Below are 20,088 nucleotides of genomic sequence, written 5' to 3'. Positions count from 1 at the left end.
CGTTTCGCCCCTAGTGACTGCCCGTCGGTTGACCCGGCGTGGTGTATGTGAACGTTGTTCATAAACAAACGACCGTTTTGACGGGACGTCAACTGCGGCCTATCGGATCACCTCATGTCCCTTCGCGACTTCGGCGTCCTGATCCTTGTCTGCCTGGTCTGGGCCAGCAGCAACATCATCTCCAAGCTGGTCGTCGCCCATTGGGGCGTGCCGCCGCTCTACTATGCCGCCGTCCGCTTCGCGGTCGTCGCCATCCTGACCCTGCCGTGGCTGCTACCGGCGCCGAAGCCGACTTGGCGGATGGTGCTGGTGGGCCTGCTGATGGGCGGGGGCAACTTCGCCCTGCTCTTCATGGGCTTCAAGACCGCCTCCCCGTCGGCGGCTTCGGTCGTGATTCAGGTCGGCGTGCCGTTCACGACCCTGCTCTCGGTGCTGATCCTGGGTGAGCGGATCGCCTGGCGGCGCGGTCTGGGCATCGCCCTGACCTTGGCGGGCGCGGTGGTCGTCATGTGGAGCCCGCATGGCCTGGAGCTCTCGGCCGGGCTCTGGCTGATCGTCGCGGCGGCGTTCACCGGATCGCTGGGCTCGGTGATGATGAAGCAGATCGAGGGCGTGAAGCCGCTGCAGTTCCAGGCCTGGGTGGGCTTTTCATCCTTCTGGCCGCTGGCGGCGATGAGCGCGGTGATCGAACCCGGACAGGTCGCGGCGGGGTTCGCGGCCGGCTGGCCGTTCGTGGCGGCGGTGCTGTTCTCGGCCCTGGTGGTTTCGATCGTGGCCCATACGGCCTATTACGGGCTGATCCAGCGCTACGAGGCTAATCTGATCGCTCCGCTGACCCTGCTGACGCCGCTGTTCACCATCGGCCTGGGCGTCTTGATCACGCACGATCATTTCGATCTGCGGATGGGGATCGGCGCGGCCCTGGCCCTGCTGGGTGTTCTGATCATCGCGCTTCGGCGGAATCAGGTCATGCCCCTACTGATGTCGATCCGGAACCGCGCCCAATGAGCGTCACCTATATCGAGGCCCCGTCGCCGAATTTCGACGCCCGCAAGGCCGTCCCCGACACCATCGTCCTGCACTATACGGGCATGGAGACCGGCGAAGCGGCGGTCGAGCGCCTGCGCGACCCCGAGGCCAAGGTCTCTGCCCACTACTGCGTGGAAGAGGACGGCCGCATCTTCCGCCTGGTGGCCGAGGAGCGCCGCGCCTGGCACGCGGGCGCCGCCTTCTGGAAGGGCGTCAAGGACATCAACTCGGCCTCGATCGGCATCGAGATCGTCAACCCCGGCCACGAGTTCGGCTATCGCCCTTTCCCGGAGGCCCAGATCGCCTCGGTGATCAACCTGCTGGCCGACGTGCGCTCGCGCTGGATGGTCCCCGACAGCCGGATCCTGGGCCATTCCGACATCGCTCCGGCCCGCAAGATCGATCCGGGCGAGCTCTTCCCGTGGAAGCGCCTGGCCGAGAGCGGCCACGGCCTGTGGATCGAGCCGCCCCCGTCGCCCGGCGCGCCCTTGGGCCAGGGCGAGGAGGGGACCGGCGTCTTCGCATTGCAGGCCGGCCTGACCCGCCTGGGTTTCGACTGCGCCCCGACCGGCAAGTACGACGAATGGACCACCACCGTGGTCAGCGCCTTCCAGCGTCACTGGCTGCAGAGCCGCTTCGACGGCATCGCAGACGGCGAGACCCGGGCGCGGCTGGTGGGCCTGCTGCGGGCGGCGGCTGAGTAATGCATCCGGCCAGGGCCTTCCTCGTCGAGGATCGCGCGGTCTTGCTGGACTTCGTGCGCACCCATCCGTTCGTGACCGTCGCCGCCAGCATCGGCGGCCGGCCGTTCGTGGCCCAGGCGCCGGTGGTGATCCGCGATCTGGACGGCGAGATCGCGCTCGACTTCCACCTGTCGCGCGGCAACGCCATGACGCCGCACCTGACGCAAGGCTTCCGGGCGGTGGTGCTGGCCACCGGCCTCGACGCCTATGTCAGCCCCGACTGGTACGAGAGCGCCGATCAGGTGCCGACCTGGAACTACCAATCGGTCGAGGCCGAGGGCTCGGTCGCGCCGCTGAACGAGGCGGAGTTGATCGCCTTGCTCGACGACCTGTCGGCCCAGGAGGAGGCGCGCCTGCTGCCGAAGACGCCCTGGACCCGCGACAAGATGAGCGAGGGGCGCTTCGAGGCCATGCTGCGCGGGATCGCCGGCGGCCGGCTGTTCGTCGAGCGGCTGGAGGGTGTGTTCAAGCTCTCGCAGAACAAGAGCGAGGCCGATCGGCTCGGCGCGGCCAAGGGGCTGGGTGACCATCCGATCGCCGGGCTGATGCAGGACCTCTAGCCGTTCATCCCGGAAGCCTCGCAGAGGCTATCCAGTACCCAGGGGCCAAGCGCGGTTCGGCGGCCCCTGGGTCCCGGCTCTCCGCTTCGCTGCGGCCGGGATGACACATGAACGTTGACCTGATGAGTTTGCGAGGCCATTGAACCCCCGGACCAGATGGTCGGGCGGTCGCGTCGTCTTCGGACGCCGAGGAAAGTCCGGGCTCCACGGTGACAAGGCGGTGGGTAACGCCCACCGGGAGCGATCCCAGGGAAAGCGCCACAGAAAGCAAACCTCCTCCCTACGGGGCGGGAAGGGTGAAAGGGTGGGGTAAGAGCCCACCGCGGACCTGGCGACAGGGACGGCATGGCAAGCCCCGCCTGGAGCAAGACCGAATAGGGACCCCGCGCCGGCCTCGCGTCGGATAGGCCGTCACTGGCTGAGAGGGTCCGGGTAGGTCGCGAGAGCCGTCCAGCAATGGCCGGCCTAGAGGAATGATCGTCGCCGTCTCCCTGTCTTCGGATGGTGGGGCGGAACAGAACCCGGCTTACAGACTGTCTGGTCCCCTCACATCCTCCCCCTGGCGGGGGAGGTGGCGCGAAGCGTCGCAGGGTAGGTGCTTGAAGCCTTTGCTTCTTCCCTCTCCGTCGGCCGCGCCGGCGCCTCTCCCCTGGGGAGAGGATTTTCCCCTTCATCCCCACCAACTGGGCTGCGATGCCACCCCGCACGACGTTCACTTATGAGTTCTGTGTATGTTCTGTGGATTAACTATCACGCCCAGTGAAGAAGGGGTGCGACACCTTTGAAATGTCGATGAAATGGGCATTGGTGTCATTGTCTCCCAGTTCATCCCATGTTAACCCAATTTGTGTCGGGGCGACGTGGGTGATCGCCCTCCGACGTGGGTTGGCGGGGTTCGGCTTCAGTGTTTCTCTCGACGTTCGAGAAACAGCTCGACAGCAAGCGGCGCATCGTTGTGCCGCAGGAGTTCCGCGCCGCTGTCTCCGGCCTGTTCGACGGCATCTTCTGCTTCCCCTCGATCGAGGCCGACTGCCTGGAAGCGGGCGGAAAAGCCTTGTTCGACCGCTATTTGGGCGTGATCGAGGAGATGCCGTTCGGCGATCCGACGCGCTCGGCCCTCGAAACCAGCGTCCTCGGCGGCATGTCCAAGCTGGCGTTTGATACAGCTGGTCGCATTACCTTGCCCGATCACCTGTGCGAAATGTGCGGCCTCACGGATTGGGTGGCCGTCGTCGGCATGGGTGAACGCTTTCAGATTTGGTCCCGCGAGGCCTTCCAGGCCCATCGCGCGCAGCAGCGCGATCTGGCTCGGGAAGGTCTGGCGGCCCTGCGCGCTCAGCAGCGCGTCGCCAAGTTCGGGGGCGCGTCGTGAGCGAAGCGCCGCACATCTCGGTTCTGTTGGACGAAGTGGTCGAGGCCCTCGACGCCAAGCCGGGCGATGTGATCATCGACGGCACGTTCGGGGCGGGTGGCTACACCCGTGCGATCCTGGCCACCGGCGCCACGGTCGTGGGCTTCGATCGCGATCCCACCGTCCAGCGCTTCACCGAAGGTCTGTCGGCCGACCGCTTCCGCTTGATCCAGGACCGCTTCTCGCAGATGGCCGAGCACTTCGAGCCGGAGTCGGTCGACGGCGTGGTGCTGGATATCGGCGTGTCCTCCATGCAGCTGGACGAAGCCGAGCGCGGTTTCTCGTTCATGCGCGACGGCCCGCTGGACATGCGGATGAGCGACACCGGCCCAACCGCCGCCGACCTCGTCAACGAGCTGGACCACACCGAGCTGGCCCGCATTCTCTATGTCTACGGCGAGGAACACGCCTCGCGCCGCATCGCCAGCTTCCTGGTGCGTCGCCGCGAAGAGCGCCCGTTCGAGCGCACCCTGGACCTGGCCCACGTGATCGAGCGCGCCCTGGGCGGCCGCAAGGGCGCCAAGGTCCATCCGGCCACCCGCTCGTTCCAGGGCCTGCGCATCGCGGTGAACGACGAGCTGGGTGAGCTGGAGGCGGGCCTCGCGGCCGCCGAGCGAATCCTGAAGCCCGGCGGTCGGCTCGCGGTGGTCACCTTCCACTCGCTGGAAGATCGCATCGTCAAGAACTACCTGGCCGAGCGGGCCGGGCGCACGCCGGGCGGTTCGCGCCACCTGCCGCAGGCTCCCGCCGGCGCCCCGGCCAGCTTCCAGCTGATCGCCAACAAGGCCATCGCGCCGGGCGAGGCCGAGCTGGCCATCAATCCGCGCGCCCGCTCGTCGAAGCTGCGCGCCGCCGTGCGCACCGAGGCTCCCATCTGGGAGGGCGTCGCGTGAGCGTCTCGGGCGTCTTCAATCGCCGGGTCCGCGGCTTCCGCGTCGTCGAGGTCGGCGGTCTCGTCATCCTCGTCAGCCTGGTGACCAGTGTCTATCTGGCCAAGACCTTCGCCGGTCGCGAGCGTCAGGAGATCAGCCGCATCGAGCAGGAGATCCAGGACGAGGGCGTCCGCAAGCGTCTCCTGGAGGCCGAGGTCGCTCACCTGGAGCAGCCGCGCCGCATCGAGCAGCTGGCTCAGATGATGCAGCTGAAGCCCATCGCGCCGGACCATGAGATCTCCGAGGACGCGCTGATCGACGTCGCCCGCCGCCGCGACCTGCCGCGCGCGCCGGTCTCCGCCGCGCCGGTGGCGCCGGAAACCCTGGCCGCCGACGCGCCCGAGGCGCTGCCGGACGACGCGGCTGTTCCGCCGCCTCCGCCGGTCCCTCAGCCGGTCGCGCCGCAAGCGCCGAGGGCTCCGCGATGAGCCTCTCGAACCTCGATCCGAACGGCTTCCAGCCGGCCGCCTGGCGGTGGCTGATCGAGCGCGTCTGGCGCCTGGAACACGCCTTCGAGCGCTCGCGCGCCGCAGCCAAGCCCGAAGACGACACCCGCATCCGCATCTTCCTGGTCATGGCGTTCTTCAGCGTCTGCTTCGTCGGCGTGGCGCTGGGCGCCGGCTGGTCGGCGATCTTCTCCAACGCCGGCAAGGGCAACGGATACGCTCAGGGCGCGGAAGGCGCGCGCGGCGACGTGGTCGACCGCAACGGCAAGCTGCTGGCCGTCGACCTGGCCCACTACGCGCTCTACGTTGATCCGAGGGAAGTCTGGGACGCCAAGGAAACCCGCCGCGCCCTTGGCAAGGCTCTGCCGCAGGTCCCCGCCAAGCGCCTGGACAAGGCCGTGTTCGGCGATCACCGCGCCTTCGTCCTGGGCGGCCTGACCCCCGACGAGAAGGACGCGATCTTCAATCTCGGCCTGCCGGGCATCGCGTTCGAGGAGCAGGAGCGGCGGATGTATCCGCTGGGCGCCACGGCCGCGCACCTGATCGGCTTCGTCGACAGCGGCGGCAAGGGACTGGCCGGCGCCGAGCGCGCCCTGGACGACCCGATTCGCAAGGCCGCCGGCGGCGACGGCGGCGCCCCGACCCAGCTGTCGATCGACGTGCGCGTGCAAGCCGCCCTCGAGGACGAACTGCGCAAGGCCGCCCAGGAATTCCAGCCGCGCGGCGCCGTGGGCCTGGTCACCAACGTCCACACCGGTGAGATCCTGGGCCTGGCCAGCTATCCCGACTACGACGCCAACAAGGCGGGCGAGGCCACCGACGACCAGCGCCTGAACCGCGCCGCCGCCGCGGTCTACGAAATGGGCTCGACCTTCAAGGCCTTCACCGTGGCGATCGGCCTGGACACCGGGGTCGCTACCCCGGCCTCGACCTTCGATGCGCGCGTGCCCTTCAAGCTGGGCTACCGCACCATTCACGACTACCACGCGGCCAAGGCCATCCTGACCCTGGTCGAGGTGTTCAAGCACTCGTCGAACATCGGCACGGCCATGCTGGCCGAGCGGGTCGGCGGCGAGCGCCTGAGCCAGTACTTCACCAATCTGGGCCTGACCAAGCCGGCCAAGATCGAGCTGCCGGAGTCGGCGCGTCCGCTGACCCCGCGCAAGTGGGACCAGGACGCGGTGGCCTCCACCTCGTTCGGCCATGGCATGAATGTCAGCCCGCTGGCTCTGGCCCAGGCGATGAACGTCCTGCTGAACGGCGGCGAAATGCGGCCTCTGACGATCAGGAAGATGCCGGCCGGCGTCCGTCCCGAGGGCAAGCGCGTTCTGACCGAGGAGACCTCGCGCCAGATGCTGAAGATCATGCGGGCCAATGTCATTCCGGGCGAGGGCGGCAGCGGCGGCAAGGCCGATGTCCCGGGCCTGTCGGTCGGCGGCAAGACCGGCACCGGCGAGAAGTACGACCCGGCGATCCGCGGCTACAATCACCAGCGCCAGGTCTCGTCCTTCGCGGCGACCTTCCCGACCGATGGCCCGATCGAGGCCGACCGCTACTTCGTGCTGATCCTGATGGATGAGCCACACGGCACCGCCAACACCGCCGGCTTCTCGACCGGCGGCTGGGTGGCCGCGCCGGCCGCCGGCCGGGTGATCGAACGCATCGCGCCGTTCCTCGGCGTGCAGAGAAAAACCGAGCTGGTGACCATCGCCAGCCAGCCCAAGGCGGCGACTTCGGAGGCGGGACTATGACCAGGAATCTGTCGGAACTGTTCAACCGTCCCTTCGCCAACGATCCGGCGATCGCCGGCGTCACCGCCGACAGCCGCAAGGTCACGGCCGGCTGGCTGTTCGCCGCCCTGCCGGGGACCAAGGTCGACGGCCGCGACTTCGCGCCGGGCGCGGTTCGCCAAGGCGCCGCCGCCGTGCTGGCCCCCGAGGACGGTCTGGAAGGTCTGGGCGTGCCGGTGGTCCGCTCCGAGGACGCCCGCCGCGCCTACGCCCTGGCCTCGGCCGCCTTCTGGGGCAAGCAGCCGGCCATGTGCGTGGCCGTCACCGGCACCAACGGCAAGACCTCGGTCGCCGGCTTCGCCCGCCAGATTTTCGCGAAGCTCGGTCACAAGGCCGCCAGCATGGGCACGTTGGGCGTCGTCGTTTCCGAGGCCGGCAAGCCCGACCAGCAGCTGACCCCGCCCGGCCTGACCACGCCGGACGCCGGCGACGTCGCCGAGATGGTGGCGCGACTGGCCGAGATGGGCGTCACCCACCTGGCGCTGGAAGCCAGCTCGCACGGGGTCGATCAGCGCCGCGTCGACGGGGTCAAGCTGCACGCCGCCGGCTTCACCAACTTCACCCAGGACCACCTCGACTATCACGGCTCGATGGAAGAGTACCGGGCGGCCAAGCTGCGCCTGTTCGACACCCTGACGCCCAACGGCGCCATGGCCGTGCTGAACGCCGACAGCGAGGCCTTCCCGAACTTCGCCGCCGCCGCCATCACCTCCGGCCAGAGCGTGTTCTCGGTCGGCGAGGACGGCCAGGGCCTGCGTCTGGTCTCGCGCGTCCCGACGCCGGAAGGCCAGCGCCTGCTGATCGAGGCCGACGGCCAGGCGTTCGACATCCGCCTGCCGCTGGCCGGCGCCTTCCAGGCGTCCAACGTGCTGGTGGCCGCCGGGCTCTGTGTCGCGGCGGGCGAAGACGTCGCGAAGGTGCTGAAGGCGCTCGAAAGCCTGGAGGGCGCGGCTGGTCGTCTGCAGCGCGTGGGTCGCGGCCCCAAGGGCGGCGAGGCCTATGTCGACTACGCCCATACGCCCGACGGTCTGGAGACCGTGCTGGAGGCCCTGCGCCCGCACACGCGCGGCAAGCTGATCGCCGTGTTCGGCGCCGGCGGCGACCGCGATCGCGGCAAGCGTCCGCTGATGGGCGCGATCGCCGCGCGGCTGGCCGACATCGCCATCGTCACCGACGACAATCCGCGCTCGGAGGATCCCGCCTCGATCCGCGCCGCCATCCTTGAGGCCGCTCCCGGCGCCCGCGAGATCGGCGACCGTCGCGCGGCCATCCGCGCCGCCGTTGAGCTGATGGGCGATGGCGACGTGCTGGTCATCGCCGGCAAGGGCCACGAGCAAGGTCAGATCGTCGCCGGCGTCGTCCACCCGTTCGATGACGTGGCCGAGGCGCTGGAAGCGCTGGAGGGCGTGAATGCCTGAAGCGCTCTGGACCGCCGAGGAAATCGCTGAAGCCACGAACGGCAAGGTCGCCGGCGACTTCGCCGTCACCGGGGTCTCGATCGACACCCGGTCCGTGGAAGCGGGCGACCTCTTCGTGCCGCTGGTCGGCGCGCGCGACGGCCATGATTTCGTGCCGCAGGCCGTGGCCAATGGCGCGACCGGCGTCCTGGCGGCCAAGGCTGTCGACGCCCCGGCCGTGATGGTCGAGGACACCTTCAAGGCGCTGGAAGCCCTGGGTATCGCCGCTCGCGAGCGCGCGTCCCAGTGCAAGCGCGGCGCGGTGACGGGCTCGGTCGGCAAGACCAGCGTCACCCGCGCCGTCGAGGCTGGCCTGCGCCTGGCGGGCCGGGCGCACGCCTCGGTGAAGTCCTACAACAATCATATCGGCGTGCCCCTGACCCTGGCCCGCATGCCGCGCGACACCGAGCGCGCGGTGTTCGAGGTCGGCATGAACCACGCCGACGAGATCACCCCGCTCAGCCAGTTCGTCCGTCCCCACGCCGTGGCCATCACCACGGTCGGTCCGGTCCACCTGGAGAACTTCGCGGATGGCGAGGAGGGCGTCGCCCGCGCCAAGGCCGAGATCTTCGCGGGGCTGGAGCCCGGCGGTGTCGCGGTGCTGAACGCTGACAATCCCTGGTTCGAGCTGCTGCGCGCCGAGGCCGCCAAGGCCGGCGCCCTGGTCTGGAGCTTCGGCGAGGCCGAGGGCGCGACCGCGCGCCTGGCCGGCTTCAAGGTGGAAGGCGAGGGCGCGATCGTCTCGGTCGACCTTCGGGGCGAGGCCCTGAGCTTCCCGATCCGCCAGACCGGCGTCCACTGGGGCCCCAACAGCCTCTGCGTCCTGCTGATGCTGGAAGCCCTGGACGTCCCGCGCGCGACGGCCCTGGCGGCGCTCGCGGCCTTCGCGCCGATCGAGGGCCGCGGCGCCGAGAAGACGGTCCGGATCGAGGGCGGCGCCTTCACCCTGGTGGACGAGAGCTACAACGCCAATCCGGTCTCGATGCAGGCGGCCTTGAAGACCCTGGGCGCGCGCAAGGTCGGCGGTCGCCGGGTCGCGGTGCTGACCGACATGCTCGAATTGGGCGAGGGCAGCGCGGCGTTTCACGCCGAGCTTGCGGCCCCGATCGCGGCTGCAAACGTTGACGTGGTTTTTCTCGCAGGCGTCCACATGAAATCGCTGTGGGAGGCGCTTCCGCCGACTCGGCGCGGCGGTTACGCGGAAGTTACTGAAAAGTTAACAGCGACGCTGGCAGGGGCGATCCAGCCTGGCGACGTGGTGATGGTGAAGGGGTCGAACGGCTCTCGCGCCGGCGTGCTCGCCGGGGCTCTGGCGGCGCTCGATCTTGGGGAACAGGGCTGATGCTGTACTTCCTGTACGAATGGCTGGCGCGCACGCAAGAGCACGTCCCGGCGCTGAACCTCTTGAAATATCTGACCTTCCGGTCGGGCATGGCCATGCTGACGGCCTATATCGTCGCCGTGGCGATGGGCTCGCGCTTCATCCGCTGGATGAAGGCCAAGCAGGGCAAGGGTCAGCCGATCCGCACCGACGGCATCGCCCGTCACGTCACCGAAAAGGCCGGCACGCCCACCATGGGCGGCTTCATGATCCTGGCCGGCTTGTTCGCCGGCGCCCTGCTGTGGGCCGACCTGCGCAACATCCACGTCTGGGTCGTGCTGCTGGTCACCGGCAGCTACGGGATCCTCGGCTTCATGGACGACTACGCCAAGGTCACCAAGCAGACCACGGCGGGCCTCTCCAGCGGCCAGAAGCTGCTGGCCCAATTCATCGTGGCCATCGCCGCCACCGTGATCCTGGTGCTGTTCGCGCCCAAGTCGCCGATGACGCCGGGTATGGAGACCAGCGTGGTCTTCCCGATCTTCAAGGCCCTGGTGATCAATATGGGCTGGTTCTACGTGGCCTTCGCCGCGGTCACGATCGCCGGGTTTTCGAACGCCGTGAACCTGACCGACGGCCTGGACGGCCTGGCCATCGTGCCGGTGATGTTCGCCGCCTCGACCTTCGGCCTGATCGCCTACCTCGTCGGCAACTACAAGTTCGCCGACTATCTGAACCTGCACTTCGCGCCGGGCGTCGGCGAGCTGGCGGTGCTGTGCGGCGCGATCATCGGCGGGGGCATGGGCTTCCTCTGGTACAACGCCCCGCCGGCCAAGATCTTCATGGGCGACACCGGCTCGCTGGCCCTGGGCGGCGCGCTGGGCGCGATCGCCGTCTGCGCCAAGCACGAGCTGGTCCTGGGCATCGTCGGCGGCCTGTTCGTGGCCGAGGCGCTGAGCGTCATGATCCAGGTCGCCTACTTCAAGAAGACCGGCAAGCGCGTCTTCCTGATGGCGCCGATCCACCACCATTTCGAGAAGCTGGGCTGGGCTGAATCCACCGTCGTGATCCGGTTCTGGATCGTGTCGATGATCCTGTCCTTCGTCGGCCTCGCCACACTTAAGCTGCGCTAGGGAGACCCGGAGAATGATCCCCGTCCGCGGATTCGAGGACAAGACCGTCGCGGTGTTCGGCCTGGGCCGGACCGGACTGACGGCCGCGCGCGCCTTGATCGCGGGGGGCGCGAAGGTCGCCCTGTGGGACGAGAAGCCGGCCAGCCGTGAGGCCGCCGCCGCCGAGGGCTTCCCCGTCGTCGACCTGCAGGCCGCCGACTGGACCCAGTTCGCCGCCCTGATGCTGTCGCCAGGCGTGCCCCTGACCCACCCGGCCCCGCACTGGACGGTCGAGAAGGCCAAGGCCGCCGGCGTCGAGATCCTGGGCGATGTCGAGCTCTTCGCCCGCACGGTCAACGCCGCCCCGATCCACAAGCGCCCGAAGATCATCGCGGTCACCGGCACCAACGGGAAGTCGACCACCACCGCCCTGATCGGCCACCTCTGCGCCTCGGCCGGCCGCGACACGCGGGTCGGCGGCAATATCGGCCAGGGCGTCCTGGGCCTGGAAGACATGCACGGCGGCGCGGTCTATGTGCTGGAGCTGTCGTCGTACCAACTGGACCTGACCTCGAGCCTGAAGCCCGACGCGGTGGTGCTGCTGAACATCTCGCCCGACCACCTGGACCGGCACGGCGGCATGGACGGCTACATCGCCGCCAAGCGCCGGATCTTCCTGAACCAGGGCAAGGGCGACACCGCGATCATCGGGGTCGACGACGCCTGGTGCCAGCAGATCTGCACCGAGATCACCGCCGCCAACCGCCGGACCATCTGGCCGATCAGCGCCGGCAAGGCCATGGGCCGGGGCGTCTACGCCCTGCAGGGCGTGCTCTATGACGCCACGCGCGAGCGGGTGGTCGAGGTCGCCGACGTGCTGCGCGCCCGCAGCCTGCCGGGCCGCCATAACTGGCAGAACGCCGCCGCCGCCTACGCCGCCGCGCGGGCCATCGGCATCTCGATCTCCGACGCCGTCGACGGCCTGATGACCTTCCCGGGCCTGGCGCACCGGATGGAGACCGTCGGCAAGCTGGGCAAGGTCCGCTTCGTCAACGACAGCAAGGCCACCAACGCCGACGCCGCCCGCCAGGCGATGTCCTCCTATCCGAAGTTCTATTGGATCGCCGGCGGCGTCGCCAAGGCCGGCGGCATCGAGGACCTCAAGGATCTCTTCCCGCGCATCGCCAAGGCCTATCTGATCGGCGAGGCGGCCCAGCCGTTCTCCTGGACCCTGGCCGGCAAGGCCGAGTGCGTGCTGAGCAATACGTTGGAGAAGGCCGTGCAGCAGGCCTATGCCGACGCCGCCGCCAGCGGCGAGGAGGCCATCGTCCTGCTCTCGCCGGCCTGCGCCTCGTTCGACCAGTTCGCGGATTTCGAGGCGCGCGGTGAAGCGTTCCGCGCGGCCGTGAACGGGTTGAGCGTCAGCAGCGACAAGACGGCGGTGGCTTAGGGGGCCGCCCAAGCCTCCTGCCGGAGTTCCGCTTTCGACCCTAGTCGGACATTGGCTCACTGCGTCCTTCGAGGCGCGCTCAGGAGCGCGCACCTCAGGATGAGGTGGTCAGTGCAAGGAGATCCTCATCCTGAGGCGTGAGCCGCAGGCGAGCCTCGAAGGACGCACTGAACATCCGACTCCCACCCGTTGGAGACGTTTGAGAAGTTCGCTTCCCGGCATCGGTGACCAAACCATCGCGCGGATTCAGTTGTCCCAGGGGTCCCGAAGGGCTTCCCAATAAAATAGCAACTGAAGGAGAAAGCGGATCAGCGCGGCAACCACCGCCGTGGCGCCAATGGTGGTCAGCCCCCAGAACCAGATTGTGAACTTGAACCCGCCCAGTACAAACGCGGTGCCTAAACACACAGCGAGCGTGGCGAGGGTATAGACCAGCACTTGGTCGGTTCGCCGTCGCGCCGTCGCCCACCGCTCCAGAGCGGCTTCCAGCCGGGACGAAATATTGTGGTCAGGTTGATCGTCAGCGTCTTCCACGAACCGTCCCCCCGGCTAAGACACCTGCCGGAGTTGTTGTAGCGCTAAACTGACCAAGGTCCGCAATCCACCCTTTGGAGACACCACAGACGGCCGCTTGCCGCGCACCCTGTGGAGACCCGTTGCCCCGCACACCGCCATCGTCTAGCCACTCACAAGGTCAAGGTTCGCAACCTGAGACTTTGAGTGAGGCGTAGGTGAAGTTTTTGTTGGCTGCCGCCATTTCGCTATCGGCGAGCGCGGCGTTTGCGCAGGCGCCCCCTCCCGGCGTTTCCTTATTTGTCACATGCGGCTCGTCGGACAAGATAGAAGCGGCCGCAAAGGCGCAGCTCTCCAGCAGTTCAGCACCGGACGTCGATCTCGCGGCGGCGATTGCGGCTATCGCTCTGGGCAAGGCCCAACATGCCAAGGCGCTCGACGGGCAACCGGTCGAAGGCGTTTTTAGATCAGCCAGCCAGTTTGGCGCATTGGCCAAAACCGCGTCCGATCCTGAAGTCGCTGATCTGTTCCGTCGGGTCGCTCGCGATCAAGTCTATCGGAACACCTCTACCGCGGCGATGCAGCGGACGAGTTGGGCGACCGGCTTGAGCGACGTCTCCCGCGCCTACGCCTTTCAAATTCTCGCTGGCGACGGTTGCGGCGTCGATGGCGACAACCTCCGTTGGCTGCAGAGTCGTATCGCCGCCCGGGGCTGGTTCAAAATCAGCACTTCCGGCGTGGACGCCGATAGAGCGGCATTTCTGCTGATCCAGCACGCTGATCGTGATCCTGGTTTCCAGAGCGAAGTGCTGTCGATTCTGGAGCCTCTTGCCGCCGCTGGAGAGACCAAGCCCTTGAACTTCGCCTATCTGTTCGATCGCGTCTCTGTCGCGCATAGCCGACCGCAAAGATATGGCACGCAAGGTCGTTGCTCAGCGACAGGCTGGGCGCCGTTCGATATCGAAGATATCGATAGCCTCGACAAGCGCCGGTCGGCCGTAGGGCTGCCACCGCATGCGGACTACGTCGCCGCGAAACGCTGTGGCGCGCCCGGAACGCCGAGATAGTCTGTCCGAACGGGTCATCCGGGAAAGCAATGCAAAGTACCGTCCACGCCCCTAGCCGCCGTTCGAATTGCCCGCTCCCGATGCTGGCGTCTCACTTGGCAACCCCTCACCCCAGCGGCATGAACGCATCGACCTTGTCGAGGGCCGCCAGCGGCGAGCGGATCGAGCAGCGCAGGCCTTGCGACTGGTAGTCCATCGCCACCGCGCCGCCCAGTTCGGTGGGCAGGGCGGTTTCGACGATGCGGGTGCCGAAGCCTCGCCGCTCGGGCGGGCGCACGGCGGGCCCGCCGCGCTCGGTCCACTCGATATGAAGCTGATCGTCGGGCTCGACCCGCCAGCGCACGTCGACATGGCCGGTGGGGGCGGAGAGGGCGCCGAACTTGAGGGCGTTGATCGCCAGTTCGTGAAAGGCCAGGGCCATCACCACCGCCGGCTTGGGCGAGACCCGGAGATCCAGGCCGGTGATGGTCAGCTGCTCGGGATGAACGCGGTAGGGCGTCACCGAGCCGTCGACGATCTGGCGAAGGCTGGCCGCCGACCAGTTCTGGTCGGTCAGCACGTTGTGGGTGGCGGCGATGGCCATCAGGCGGCCTTCCAGGGCGTCGCGCACCGACGGCTCGACCCCGGCGTTGCGCAGCGACTGGTTGGCGATCGACTGCACGGTGGCCAGGGTGTTCTTCACCCGATGGTTCAGCTCGTTGACCAGCAGCTGGCGATGGCTCTCGGCCAACCGCTCGCCGGTCACGTCGCGCGAGGTCGCCAGGACCCGGATGACGCGGTCGCCCTCCAGGATCGGCGAGACGGTGGTGTCCCACCAGCGCGGCAAGCCCTTGGCCGTGGGGCACGAGGCGCGGAACGCCACGGCGTGGCCGGCCATGGCCGCGCGAAGGGCCTGCTCGACCGTGTCGCGGCTCTCGGGCGGCCACATGTCGGGCCAATAGCGCTGGCGATTGCGGCCTTCGAAGTCGTCGATCTCGAACAGGGACTTGCCCTGGGCGTTCATATATTCGACGAAGCCCTGGGCGCTGATGACGCGGATGCAGTCCTGGCTGGCCTCGACCACGCTGAGGAAATAGGCCCCGACGCCTTCCAGAACCGCCTTGTCGGAACCTTCGTCGGCCACCATTCGTCCCCACCAGTCCGGCATGTTCACCGGCTGGCGGACCGAATACAAGCGGCGCCGTGCGGCCTCGGCGGGAACGGGCCTCGCGCGACGGGTGTTCGAAGGGCGAAGGAGGCCGATCCCATGTCCCAGCTCGTCTGCGTCGCCTGCGGGGCGGGCAATCGCCTGCCGCAGGATCGCGACCCGCTCGCGGCCAGGTGCGGGCAATGCAAGGCGGCGCTGTTCACCGGCGCGCCGACGGCCGTGACCGGCGCCGAGCTTGATCGCCATCGTCGCCTGACGAAGGGTGTCGGTCTGCTGCTGGACGTCTGGGCGCCGTGGTGCGGACCGTGCCGGACCATGGCGCCGAACTTCGAAGCGGCCGCGCGCCAGCTGGAGCCAGCCGCGCGTTTGCTGAAGCTGGATTCCGACGCCGAACAGGCGGCCGCGGGCGCGCTGAACGTCAGCAGCATCCCGACCCTGATTCTATTCAAGGACGGCCAGGCCGTCGCGCGTCAGGCCGGCGCGATGACCGCGTCGCAGATCTTAGACTGGACGCGGCGGGCGCTAGGCTAGAGCCTGTCGGGTCAGATGGAACATCTGGACCCGATAAACAGGCTCTACCTTCAAATACTTAGAGCGCGTTTGGCGGGCGAAACCGCCCACACTTTCGCCCAACGCGCTCTAGTCGGTCGGGTTTTGGTCCGAGGGTTGGTCGCTCTCGGTCGCGGCGCGCTTGGCGGCGGCCTTTTCAGCGGCCTTGGCCGCCTTCTGGCGCTCGCGTTCCTTGCGCTCGAAATCGTAGTTCGGCTTGCGAGCCATGGGTTACTTCTCCCTGATCAGGCGCGGGCCTTGCGAGCCGCATAGCGGGCGTCGCGTTTAGCCTTGGCTTCAGCGGCCGAAAGCGCCTTGCGTTCCTTACGCTCGCCACGCTTGGTGGCCAACGCGTCGGCGTCTAGCACGGCTTGGGCCTGGATCAGAGCATCTTCCGCATCCGCGGTAGCTTGTTTGACGGCGGCCTTGGCGGCGGCGCGCGCCTCACGGACGTCGGTCAGTTCCTGAGCACGGAGGGTGGCGCGTTCGGCGAAGCGCGGGTCGATGCTCGTCGTCTTCGGCTTGAACTTGGCCAGCAGGGCGGCCTTGGCGTCCGCGGACGTCTTCAGGCGTTGCGAATGGCCGATGTCTTGAGATGGATTCATGGTCGCTTTCGTATCCGGTCGCGGAAGTGCGAGCCGGCGAGGAATCGACGGGCGCCCGGATCACCGGACGCCCGTGATGGTCTCTAGCCTTAGGCGGCGGTCAGCTGACCGGCCGACATCTTGCCGCTGCGCTGGTCGCGCTCGAGTTCGAAGTTGACCTTCTGGCCTTCATCCAGCGAGCCGAGGCCCGAGCGTTCGACGGCGCTGATGTGCACGAACACGTCGGCGCTGCCGTCGCTGGGTTGAATGAAGCCGAAGCCCTTGGCCGAATTGAACCACTTCACGGTGCCGGTAGCCATGGATGTATTCCTTGCATAGTAGGAGCCACGCAGCTCAAGACGAGCCGCGCGATCAAATTGTCGGAGAGGATTGGGGGTGGCTCGGGAGCTCGATCCGAAGAGCAAGCGTGGAGAGCGGCCGAACCGGTTCGATATTCGATGAAATATACCATGCGCTCAGCTGCGGGTAGAGGCAAGGATTTTTTCGAATGTTGTTCTGCGATGCGCGGTTTTGTCCTTAATATGCGCCATGTTTTTCAATTTTATTCGTGTATTCGCCGGCCATGACCAAGCTTGAGAAGGCTCCGCGCACCGGAAACGGCGTGCTGACGGTCGCTCGCCTGGAGGAGGCGGTGGTCTTCTCGTTCCTGATCGTCAGTGGGCCCGCGGGGCGCAAGTCCGGCAAGGGCAGCGTCACGGGCGACCCGGCGGTTCTGAGGCAGGCCTTCAGGGCGGGGGAGTGTCGCCTGACCCTGGACGACGGCGCGGCGCTGAACATCGCCGTCGTCGCCCACACCGAAGGCGGCGACGTGGCGTACTTCGAGTTGCGCTGACCGGAGACGGATCTCGCGGAAGGGCTCGCGTCCGCGCTTTTCGCCGCATGTCCACCGGCGTAGAACGGCGCAGCAAGCTTTGATTAACCCTGCGGTCCGACTCTCCGGCCATGGCCTCCAACGCGACACATGCCTTCGCCCGCACCGACCGCACCGCGCTCGGGATTTGGTGGTGGACGACGGATCGCTGGCTGCTGGGCGCGACGGCTCTGCTGGTGACGCTGGGCATGCTGCTGTCGTTCGCGTCGAGCCCCGCGGCGGCCCAACGCATCGGCATCGACGACCAGTTTCACTTCGCCCTGCGCCAGTGCGTGTTCGCCAGCGCCTCGGCGGTGATCCTGCTGACCTCGTCGATGCTGTCGCCCAAGGGCATCCGCCGCGCGGCCTTCTTCATCTATATCGGCGCGATCGCCATCATGATCGCCTTGCCGTTCATCGGTCACAACGCCAAGGGCGCCACGCGCTGGCTGCAGTTCGGCGGTTTCACCTTGCAGCCCTCGGAATTCATGAAGCCGGCCCTGATCGTGCTGGTCTCGTGGATGTTCTCGGAGGGCCAGAAGGGCGAGGGCGTGCCGGGCGTTTCGATCGCCTTCCTGCTCTATTTCATCGCCGTGGCCCTGCTGCTGATCCAGCCGGACGTCGGCCAGACCGTCTTGATCACCATCGCCTTCGGGGCGGCCTTCTGGATGGCCGGGGTGCCGATCTCGTGGATCATGGGGCTGGGCGCGGTCGCCCTGGCCGGCTTGGGCTCGACCTACTTCCTGTTCGACCACGTGCACGCCCGCGTGCAGAAGTTCCTCAGCCCCGACCAGGCCGACACGCACCAGATCACCCGCGCCGCCGAGGCCATCCGGGCCGGCGGCCTGTTCGGGCGCGGCCCGGGCGAGGGGGTCATGAAGCGCCACGTGCCCGACCTGCACACCGACTTCATCTATTCGGTGGCGGCCGAGGAATACGGCCTGATCTTCTCGTGGGCCCTGATCGGCCTTTTCAGTTTCGTGGTGGTGCGCGGGCTGTTCAAGGCCATGAAGCTGAACGACTCGTTCGAGCAGGTGGCGGCCGCCGGTCTGTTCGTTCTGGTGGGCCAGCAGGCCCTGATCAACATCGCGGTGAACTTGAACATGATCCCGACCAAGGGCATGACGCTCCCATTCATCAGTTACGGGGGCTCTTCCATGCTCGCGATGGGTTTGACGCTGGGCATGGCCCTGGCCTTGGTGCGCAAGCGCCCCGGCGCCTATGGGGCGTCGGGCGAGTTCGGCGCGGGCTCATACTCGTAAGATGAGCAAGCTGGCAGTCGTCGCCGCCGGGGGCACCGGTGGCCACATGTTCCCCGCCCAGGCCCTGGCCGAGGCGCTCAGCGCGCGCGGCTGGCGCGTCGTGCTGGCCACGGACGATCGCGGCGCGATGTACGCCGACAAGTTCCCCGCCGAGGAGCGGCTGGCCCTGTCGGCCGCCACCGCCAAGTCCAACGATCCGCTGGGCATGATCAAGGCCGGATTCGTGGTGCTGCAAGGCGCCCTGGAGGCCCGCGCGGCCTTCAAGCGGCTGGACCCGGCCGTGGTGGTGGGCTTCGGCGGCTATCCCGCCTTGCCGGCCCTGCTGGGCGCGCTGAGCCAGAAGCGCCCGACGGTGATCCACGAGCAGAATGCGGTGCTGGGCCGCGTGAACCGCTTCCTGGCCCCCCAGGTCAACGAGGTCGCTTGCGCCTTCCCGACCCTGGAGATGGCCAATCCCCGGGTGAAGGCCCGGGCCCATGTCGTCGGCAACCCGGTGCGCCCGCCGGTGCGCGAGCTCTACGACGTGCCCTATCTCGCGCCGGAAGTGCAGCTGCGGGTGCTGGTCACCGGCGGCAGCCAGGGCGCTCGCCTGCTGTCCGAGCTGATCCCCGAGGCCATCGCCAAGCTGCCGGAAGACATGCGCGGCCGCCTCAAGGTGTTCCAGCAGGCCCGCGCCGAGAGCATGGAAGCCGCCCGCAAGATCTATCGCAACGCCATGGTCGACTGCGAGGTCGCGCCGTTCTTCCGCGACATGGCCGGCTATCTGCGCCAGTCGCACCTGGTGGTCGGCCGCTCGGGCGCCTCGACCTGCACGGAACTGGCCGTGGCCGGCCGGCCGTCGATCCTGGTGCCCCTGAAGATCGCCGCCGACGACCACCAGCGCTTCAACGCCAGGCTCCTGGAAGAGGCGGGCGGCGCGGCCGTGTGCCTCGAGGATGAGCTGACGGTCGACGCGATGGCCGGCGCGCTGAACGCCCTGCTCAAGAACCCGGAACGCCTGGCCCGCATGGCCGAAGGCGCGCGGTCGGTGGCCAAGCCCAACGCGGCCGAGGAATTGGCGGACCTGGTGGAGCGCACGGCGCGGTGAGCGAGCTACGCCAGCGGCTGTTGGATCGCTTTGGCGTCGACAGCCTAGATGCGCTCTTCTACGGCGCGAAGTGGGCGCTGCGTTTCGAACTGGGCGCTGACTGGGAGGTCGAAGGCGGGCAGATCCCGCGCATGCTGCAAGCGGTCGATCGTGCTCGCGCCGTAACCGAAGCCGCTTTCGCAGGATCGAAGATCGTCGAGGCGGTTATCCGAAAGTGGGGCGCGCGGCGACCAGGACCGCGCAACGTGACTTTCAAGCGACTGGCGAAAATGGGGTTCCGTCCCAGCCTTCGCTACGAGATGGCCTATCGCAGTCTCGACGCCGAGCCCTCCGATCCGCGTGAATACTATTTCTTGAGCGGCTCGACTGGGGCGGATGACCGCGCGGTGCTCCTCTGGGACGCCTGCGCCAGTGACATCGGTGTAGAGCCGTCATCGCCGATCATGTTCGATGGCGACGACCAATTCAGAGCGTTTCTCGTGGATTTCGACCGCGGCGTTCTGGTCGATGTTTATGATGACCGGGGCATGGATGTGTTGGCCGCGGACCGGGAGGTTTTACGTCCTCTCCACGCCCAGTTCAGCGATTGGCTTTTGGATCACGACCGCGCGCGAATGGACGCCATGTTTGCGGGATAGCTACTTGCGCTCCTCGACCGACGGCTTCGCCGGCAAGCTGAGTGCGTGGGCTCTAAGTACATTGAAGTAGTCCGCGTCGACTTTGGAGCGTGCCGGAGAACAGGCCCCATCCAGCAATT

22 protein-coding genes and 1 other RNA gene are annotated in these 20,088 nt (G+C 67.7%); 18 read left to right on the top strand and 5 right to left on the bottom strand.

Annotated features, from left to right (window positions below; translation table 11 throughout):
* The first annotated feature begins 114 nt into the window (after positions 1–114).
* The 12 genes from AC1RRV_RS15075 (at position 115) to murD (ending at position 12,251) form a co-directional block, all read left to right on the top strand.
* Positions 115–1,008 carry a DMT family transporter gene (locus AC1RRV_RS15075; RefSeq protein ID WP_492860462.1) on the top strand — a complete coding sequence of 298 codons (894 nt, stop codon included), beginning with the start codon at positions 115–117 and terminating at the stop codon, positions 1,006–1,008.
* Positions 1,005–1,733: an N-acetylmuramoyl-L-alanine amidase gene (locus tag AC1RRV_RS15070; RefSeq protein ID WP_492860461.1), complete on the top strand. Its 729-nt coding sequence runs from the start codon at positions 1,005–1,007 to the stop codon at positions 1,731–1,733. The genes AC1RRV_RS15075 and AC1RRV_RS15070 overlap by 4 nt, the downstream gene beginning before the upstream one ends.
* Positions 1,733–2,332 (top strand): FMN-binding negative transcriptional regulator, encoded by a 600-nt coding sequence (locus tag AC1RRV_RS15065; RefSeq protein ID WP_492860460.1) that lies wholly within the window; start codon positions 1,733–1,735, stop codon positions 2,330–2,332. Before AC1RRV_RS15070 ends, AC1RRV_RS15065 begins: the two co-directional genes overlap by 1 nt.
* Positions 2,333–2,484: 152 nt before the next feature.
* Positions 2,485–2,877, top strand: an RNA gene (gene rnpB, locus AC1RRV_RS15060) — RNase P RNA component class A.
* Between the two features lie 359 nt (positions 2,878–3,236).
* Entirely contained in the window at positions 3,237–3,704 is a 468-nt protein-coding gene (locus AC1RRV_RS15055) for a division/cell wall cluster transcriptional repressor MraZ (protein WP_492860459.1), read from the top strand.
* Positions 3,701–4,636: a 16S rRNA (cytosine(1402)-N(4))-methyltransferase RsmH gene (rsmH, locus tag AC1RRV_RS15050; protein WP_492860458.1), complete on the top strand. Its 936-nt coding sequence runs from the start codon at positions 3,701–3,703 to the stop codon at positions 4,634–4,636. Before AC1RRV_RS15055 ends, rsmH begins: the two co-directional genes overlap by 4 nt.
* Entirely contained in the window at positions 4,633–5,103 is a 471-nt protein-coding gene (gene ftsL / locus AC1RRV_RS15045) for a cell division protein FtsL (RefSeq protein ID WP_492860457.1), read from the top strand. The genes rsmH and ftsL overlap by 4 nt, the downstream gene beginning before the upstream one ends.
* The gene (locus AC1RRV_RS15040) at positions 5,100–6,872 is read left to right on the top strand and encodes a peptidoglycan D,D-transpeptidase FtsI family protein (RefSeq protein ID WP_492860456.1); all 1,773 of its coding nucleotides are present in this window, start codon (positions 5,100–5,102) and stop codon (positions 6,870–6,872) included. The genes ftsL and AC1RRV_RS15040 overlap by 4 nt, the downstream gene beginning before the upstream one ends.
* Positions 6,869–8,329 (top strand): UDP-N-acetylmuramoyl-L-alanyl-D-glutamate--2,6-diaminopimelate ligase, encoded by a 1,461-nt coding sequence (locus tag AC1RRV_RS15035; RefSeq protein WP_492860455.1) that lies wholly within the window; start codon positions 6,869–6,871, stop codon positions 8,327–8,329. The genes AC1RRV_RS15040 and AC1RRV_RS15035 overlap by 4 nt, the downstream gene beginning before the upstream one ends.
* Positions 8,322–9,710 (top strand): UDP-N-acetylmuramoyl-tripeptide--D-alanyl-D-alanine ligase, encoded by a 1,389-nt coding sequence (locus AC1RRV_RS15030; protein ID WP_492860454.1) that lies wholly within the window; start codon positions 8,322–8,324, stop codon positions 9,708–9,710. The genes AC1RRV_RS15035 and AC1RRV_RS15030 overlap by 8 nt, the downstream gene beginning before the upstream one ends.
* Positions 9,710–10,822, top strand: coding sequence for a phospho-N-acetylmuramoyl-pentapeptide-transferase (gene mraY / locus AC1RRV_RS15025; RefSeq protein ID WP_492860453.1), 1,113 nt, complete (start codon positions 9,710–9,712; stop codon positions 10,820–10,822). The genes AC1RRV_RS15030 and mraY overlap by 1 nt, the downstream gene beginning before the upstream one ends.
* A gap of 13 nt (positions 10,823–10,835) precedes the next feature.
* Positions 10,836–12,251, top strand: a complete 1,416-nt coding sequence (gene murD / locus AC1RRV_RS15020; RefSeq protein ID WP_492860452.1) for a UDP-N-acetylmuramoyl-L-alanine--D-glutamate ligase — start codon at positions 10,836–10,838, stop codon at positions 12,249–12,251.
* Between the two features lie 246 nt (positions 12,252–12,497).
* Here the strand turns inward: murD and AC1RRV_RS15015 are convergent, their stop codons facing one another.
* Positions 12,498–12,785: a hypothetical protein gene (locus AC1RRV_RS15015; protein WP_492860451.1), complete on the bottom strand. Its 288-nt coding sequence runs from the start codon at positions 12,783–12,785 to the stop codon at positions 12,498–12,500.
* 197 nt (positions 12,786–12,982) lie between these two features.
* On the opposite strand from AC1RRV_RS15015, the gene AC1RRV_RS15010 reads away from it, so the two are divergent.
* The gene (locus AC1RRV_RS15010) at positions 12,983–13,831 is read left to right on the top strand and encodes a DUF6624 domain-containing protein (protein WP_492860450.1); all 849 of its coding nucleotides are present in this window, start codon (positions 12,983–12,985) and stop codon (positions 13,829–13,831) included.
* A gap of 106 nt (positions 13,832–13,937) precedes the next feature.
* Here the strand turns inward: AC1RRV_RS15010 and AC1RRV_RS15005 are convergent, their stop codons facing one another.
* A complete protein-coding gene (locus AC1RRV_RS15005) occupies positions 13,938–14,954 on the bottom strand; it encodes a sensor histidine kinase (protein ID WP_492860527.1) in 1,017 nt (338 codons plus the stop codon).
* Between the two features lie 123 nt (positions 14,955–15,077).
* Here AC1RRV_RS15005 and AC1RRV_RS15000 point away from each other — a divergent pair, with 123 nt between their 5' ends.
* Positions 15,078–15,509, top strand: coding sequence for a thioredoxin family protein (locus tag AC1RRV_RS15000; protein ID WP_492860449.1), 432 nt, complete (start codon positions 15,078–15,080; stop codon positions 15,507–15,509).
* Positions 15,510–15,617: 108 nt separating this feature from the next.
* On the opposite strand, the gene AC1RRV_RS14995 is transcribed toward AC1RRV_RS15000, so the two are convergent.
* The 3 genes from AC1RRV_RS14995 to AC1RRV_RS14985 all read right to left on the bottom strand — a co-directional run bounded on the left by AC1RRV_RS14995 (position 15,618) and on the right by AC1RRV_RS14985 (position 16,431).
* Positions 15,618–15,755: a hypothetical protein gene (locus tag AC1RRV_RS14995; RefSeq protein WP_492860448.1), complete on the bottom strand. Its 138-nt coding sequence runs from the start codon at positions 15,753–15,755 to the stop codon at positions 15,618–15,620.
* A 17-nt stretch (positions 15,756–15,772) separates the two neighbouring features.
* Positions 15,773–16,132, bottom strand: a complete 360-nt coding sequence (locus AC1RRV_RS14990) for a DUF6481 family protein (RefSeq protein WP_492860447.1) — start codon at positions 16,130–16,132, stop codon at positions 15,773–15,775.
* Between the two features lie 89 nt (positions 16,133–16,221).
* On the bottom strand, positions 16,222–16,431 hold the full coding sequence (locus AC1RRV_RS14985; RefSeq protein WP_492860446.1) for a cold-shock protein: 210 nt from the start codon (positions 16,429–16,431) through the stop codon (positions 16,222–16,224).
* Between the two features lie 263 nt (positions 16,432–16,694).
* Between AC1RRV_RS14985 and AC1RRV_RS14980 the strand changes: the two genes are divergently transcribed.
* From AC1RRV_RS14980 to AC1RRV_RS14965, 4 genes are all read left to right on the top strand, one after another.
* Positions 16,695–16,964 carry a hypothetical protein gene (locus AC1RRV_RS14980; RefSeq protein WP_492860445.1) on the top strand — a complete coding sequence of 90 codons (270 nt, stop codon included), beginning with the start codon at positions 16,695–16,697 and terminating at the stop codon, positions 16,962–16,964.
* A 110-nt stretch (positions 16,965–17,074) separates the two neighbouring features.
* Positions 17,075–18,244 carry a putative lipid II flippase FtsW gene (gene ftsW, locus AC1RRV_RS14975; protein ID WP_492860444.1) on the top strand — a complete coding sequence of 390 codons (1,170 nt, stop codon included), beginning with the start codon at positions 17,075–17,077 and terminating at the stop codon, positions 18,242–18,244.
* A gap of 1 nt (position 18,245) precedes the next feature.
* A complete protein-coding gene (gene murG, locus AC1RRV_RS14970; protein WP_492860443.1) occupies positions 18,246–19,331 on the top strand; it encodes an undecaprenyldiphospho-muramoylpentapeptide beta-N-acetylglucosaminyltransferase in 1,086 nt (361 codons plus the stop codon).
* Complete coding sequence (locus tag AC1RRV_RS14965; protein WP_492860442.1) at positions 19,328–19,969, top strand: DUF3885 domain-containing protein; 642 nt, start codon at positions 19,328–19,330, stop codon at positions 19,967–19,969. The genes murG and AC1RRV_RS14965 overlap by 4 nt, the downstream gene beginning before the upstream one ends.
* The last annotated feature ends 119 nt before the right edge of the window (positions 19,970–20,088 follow it).

It is taken from the genome of Caulobacter sp. GW821-FHT11E10 (assembly GCF_058808375.1).
The sequence above is the reverse complement of the archived record's forward strand: the minus strand, read 5'-3'. Positions and strand labels throughout refer to the sequence as shown.

Bases quoted from the DNA above. Each gene is read 5' to 3' on its own strand.
- AC1RRV_RS15075 (WP_492860462.1), top strand. From the start codon at position 115: ATGTCCCTTCGCGACTTCGGCGTCCTGATCCTTGTCTGCCTGGTCTGG.
- AC1RRV_RS15070 (WP_492860461.1), top strand. From the start codon at position 1,005: ATGAGCGTCACCTATATCGAGGCCCCGTCGCCGAATTTCGACGCCCGC.
- AC1RRV_RS15065 (WP_492860460.1), top strand. From the start codon at position 1,733: ATGCATCCGGCCAGGGCCTTCCTCGTCGAGGATCGCGCGGTCTTGCTG.
- AC1RRV_RS15040 (WP_492860456.1), top strand. From the start codon at position 5,100: ATGAGCCTCTCGAACCTCGATCCGAACGGCTTCCAGCCGGCCGCCTGG.
- AC1RRV_RS15035 (WP_492860455.1), top strand. From the start codon at position 6,869: ATGACCAGGAATCTGTCGGAACTGTTCAACCGTCCCTTCGCCAACGAT.
- AC1RRV_RS15030 (WP_492860454.1), top strand. From the start codon at position 8,322: ATGCCTGAAGCGCTCTGGACCGCCGAGGAAATCGCTGAAGCCACGAAC.
- mraY (WP_492860453.1), top strand. From the start codon at position 9,710: ATGCTGTACTTCCTGTACGAATGGCTGGCGCGCACGCAAGAGCACGTC.
- murD (WP_492860452.1), top strand. From the start codon at position 10,836: ATGATCCCCGTCCGCGGATTCGAGGACAAGACCGTCGCGGTGTTCGGC.
- AC1RRV_RS15000 (WP_492860449.1), top strand. From the start codon at position 15,078: ATGTCCCAGCTCGTCTGCGTCGCCTGCGGGGCGGGCAATCGCCTGCCG.
- AC1RRV_RS14995 (WP_492860448.1), bottom strand. From the start codon at position 15,755: ATGGCTCGCAAGCCGAACTACGATTTCGAGCGCAAGGAACGCGAGCGC.
- AC1RRV_RS14990 (WP_492860447.1), bottom strand. From the start codon at position 16,132: ATGAATCCATCTCAAGACATCGGCCATTCGCAACGCCTGAAGACGTCC.
- AC1RRV_RS14985 (WP_492860446.1), bottom strand. From the start codon at position 16,431: ATGGCTACCGGCACCGTGAAGTGGTTCAATTCGGCCAAGGGCTTCGGC.
- AC1RRV_RS14980 (WP_492860445.1), top strand. From the start codon at position 16,695: ATGACCAAGCTTGAGAAGGCTCCGCGCACCGGAAACGGCGTGCTGACG.
- ftsW (WP_492860444.1), top strand. From the start codon at position 17,075: ATGGCCTCCAACGCGACACATGCCTTCGCCCGCACCGACCGCACCGCG.
- murG (WP_492860443.1), top strand. From the start codon at position 18,246: ATGAGCAAGCTGGCAGTCGTCGCCGCCGGGGGCACCGGTGGCCACATG.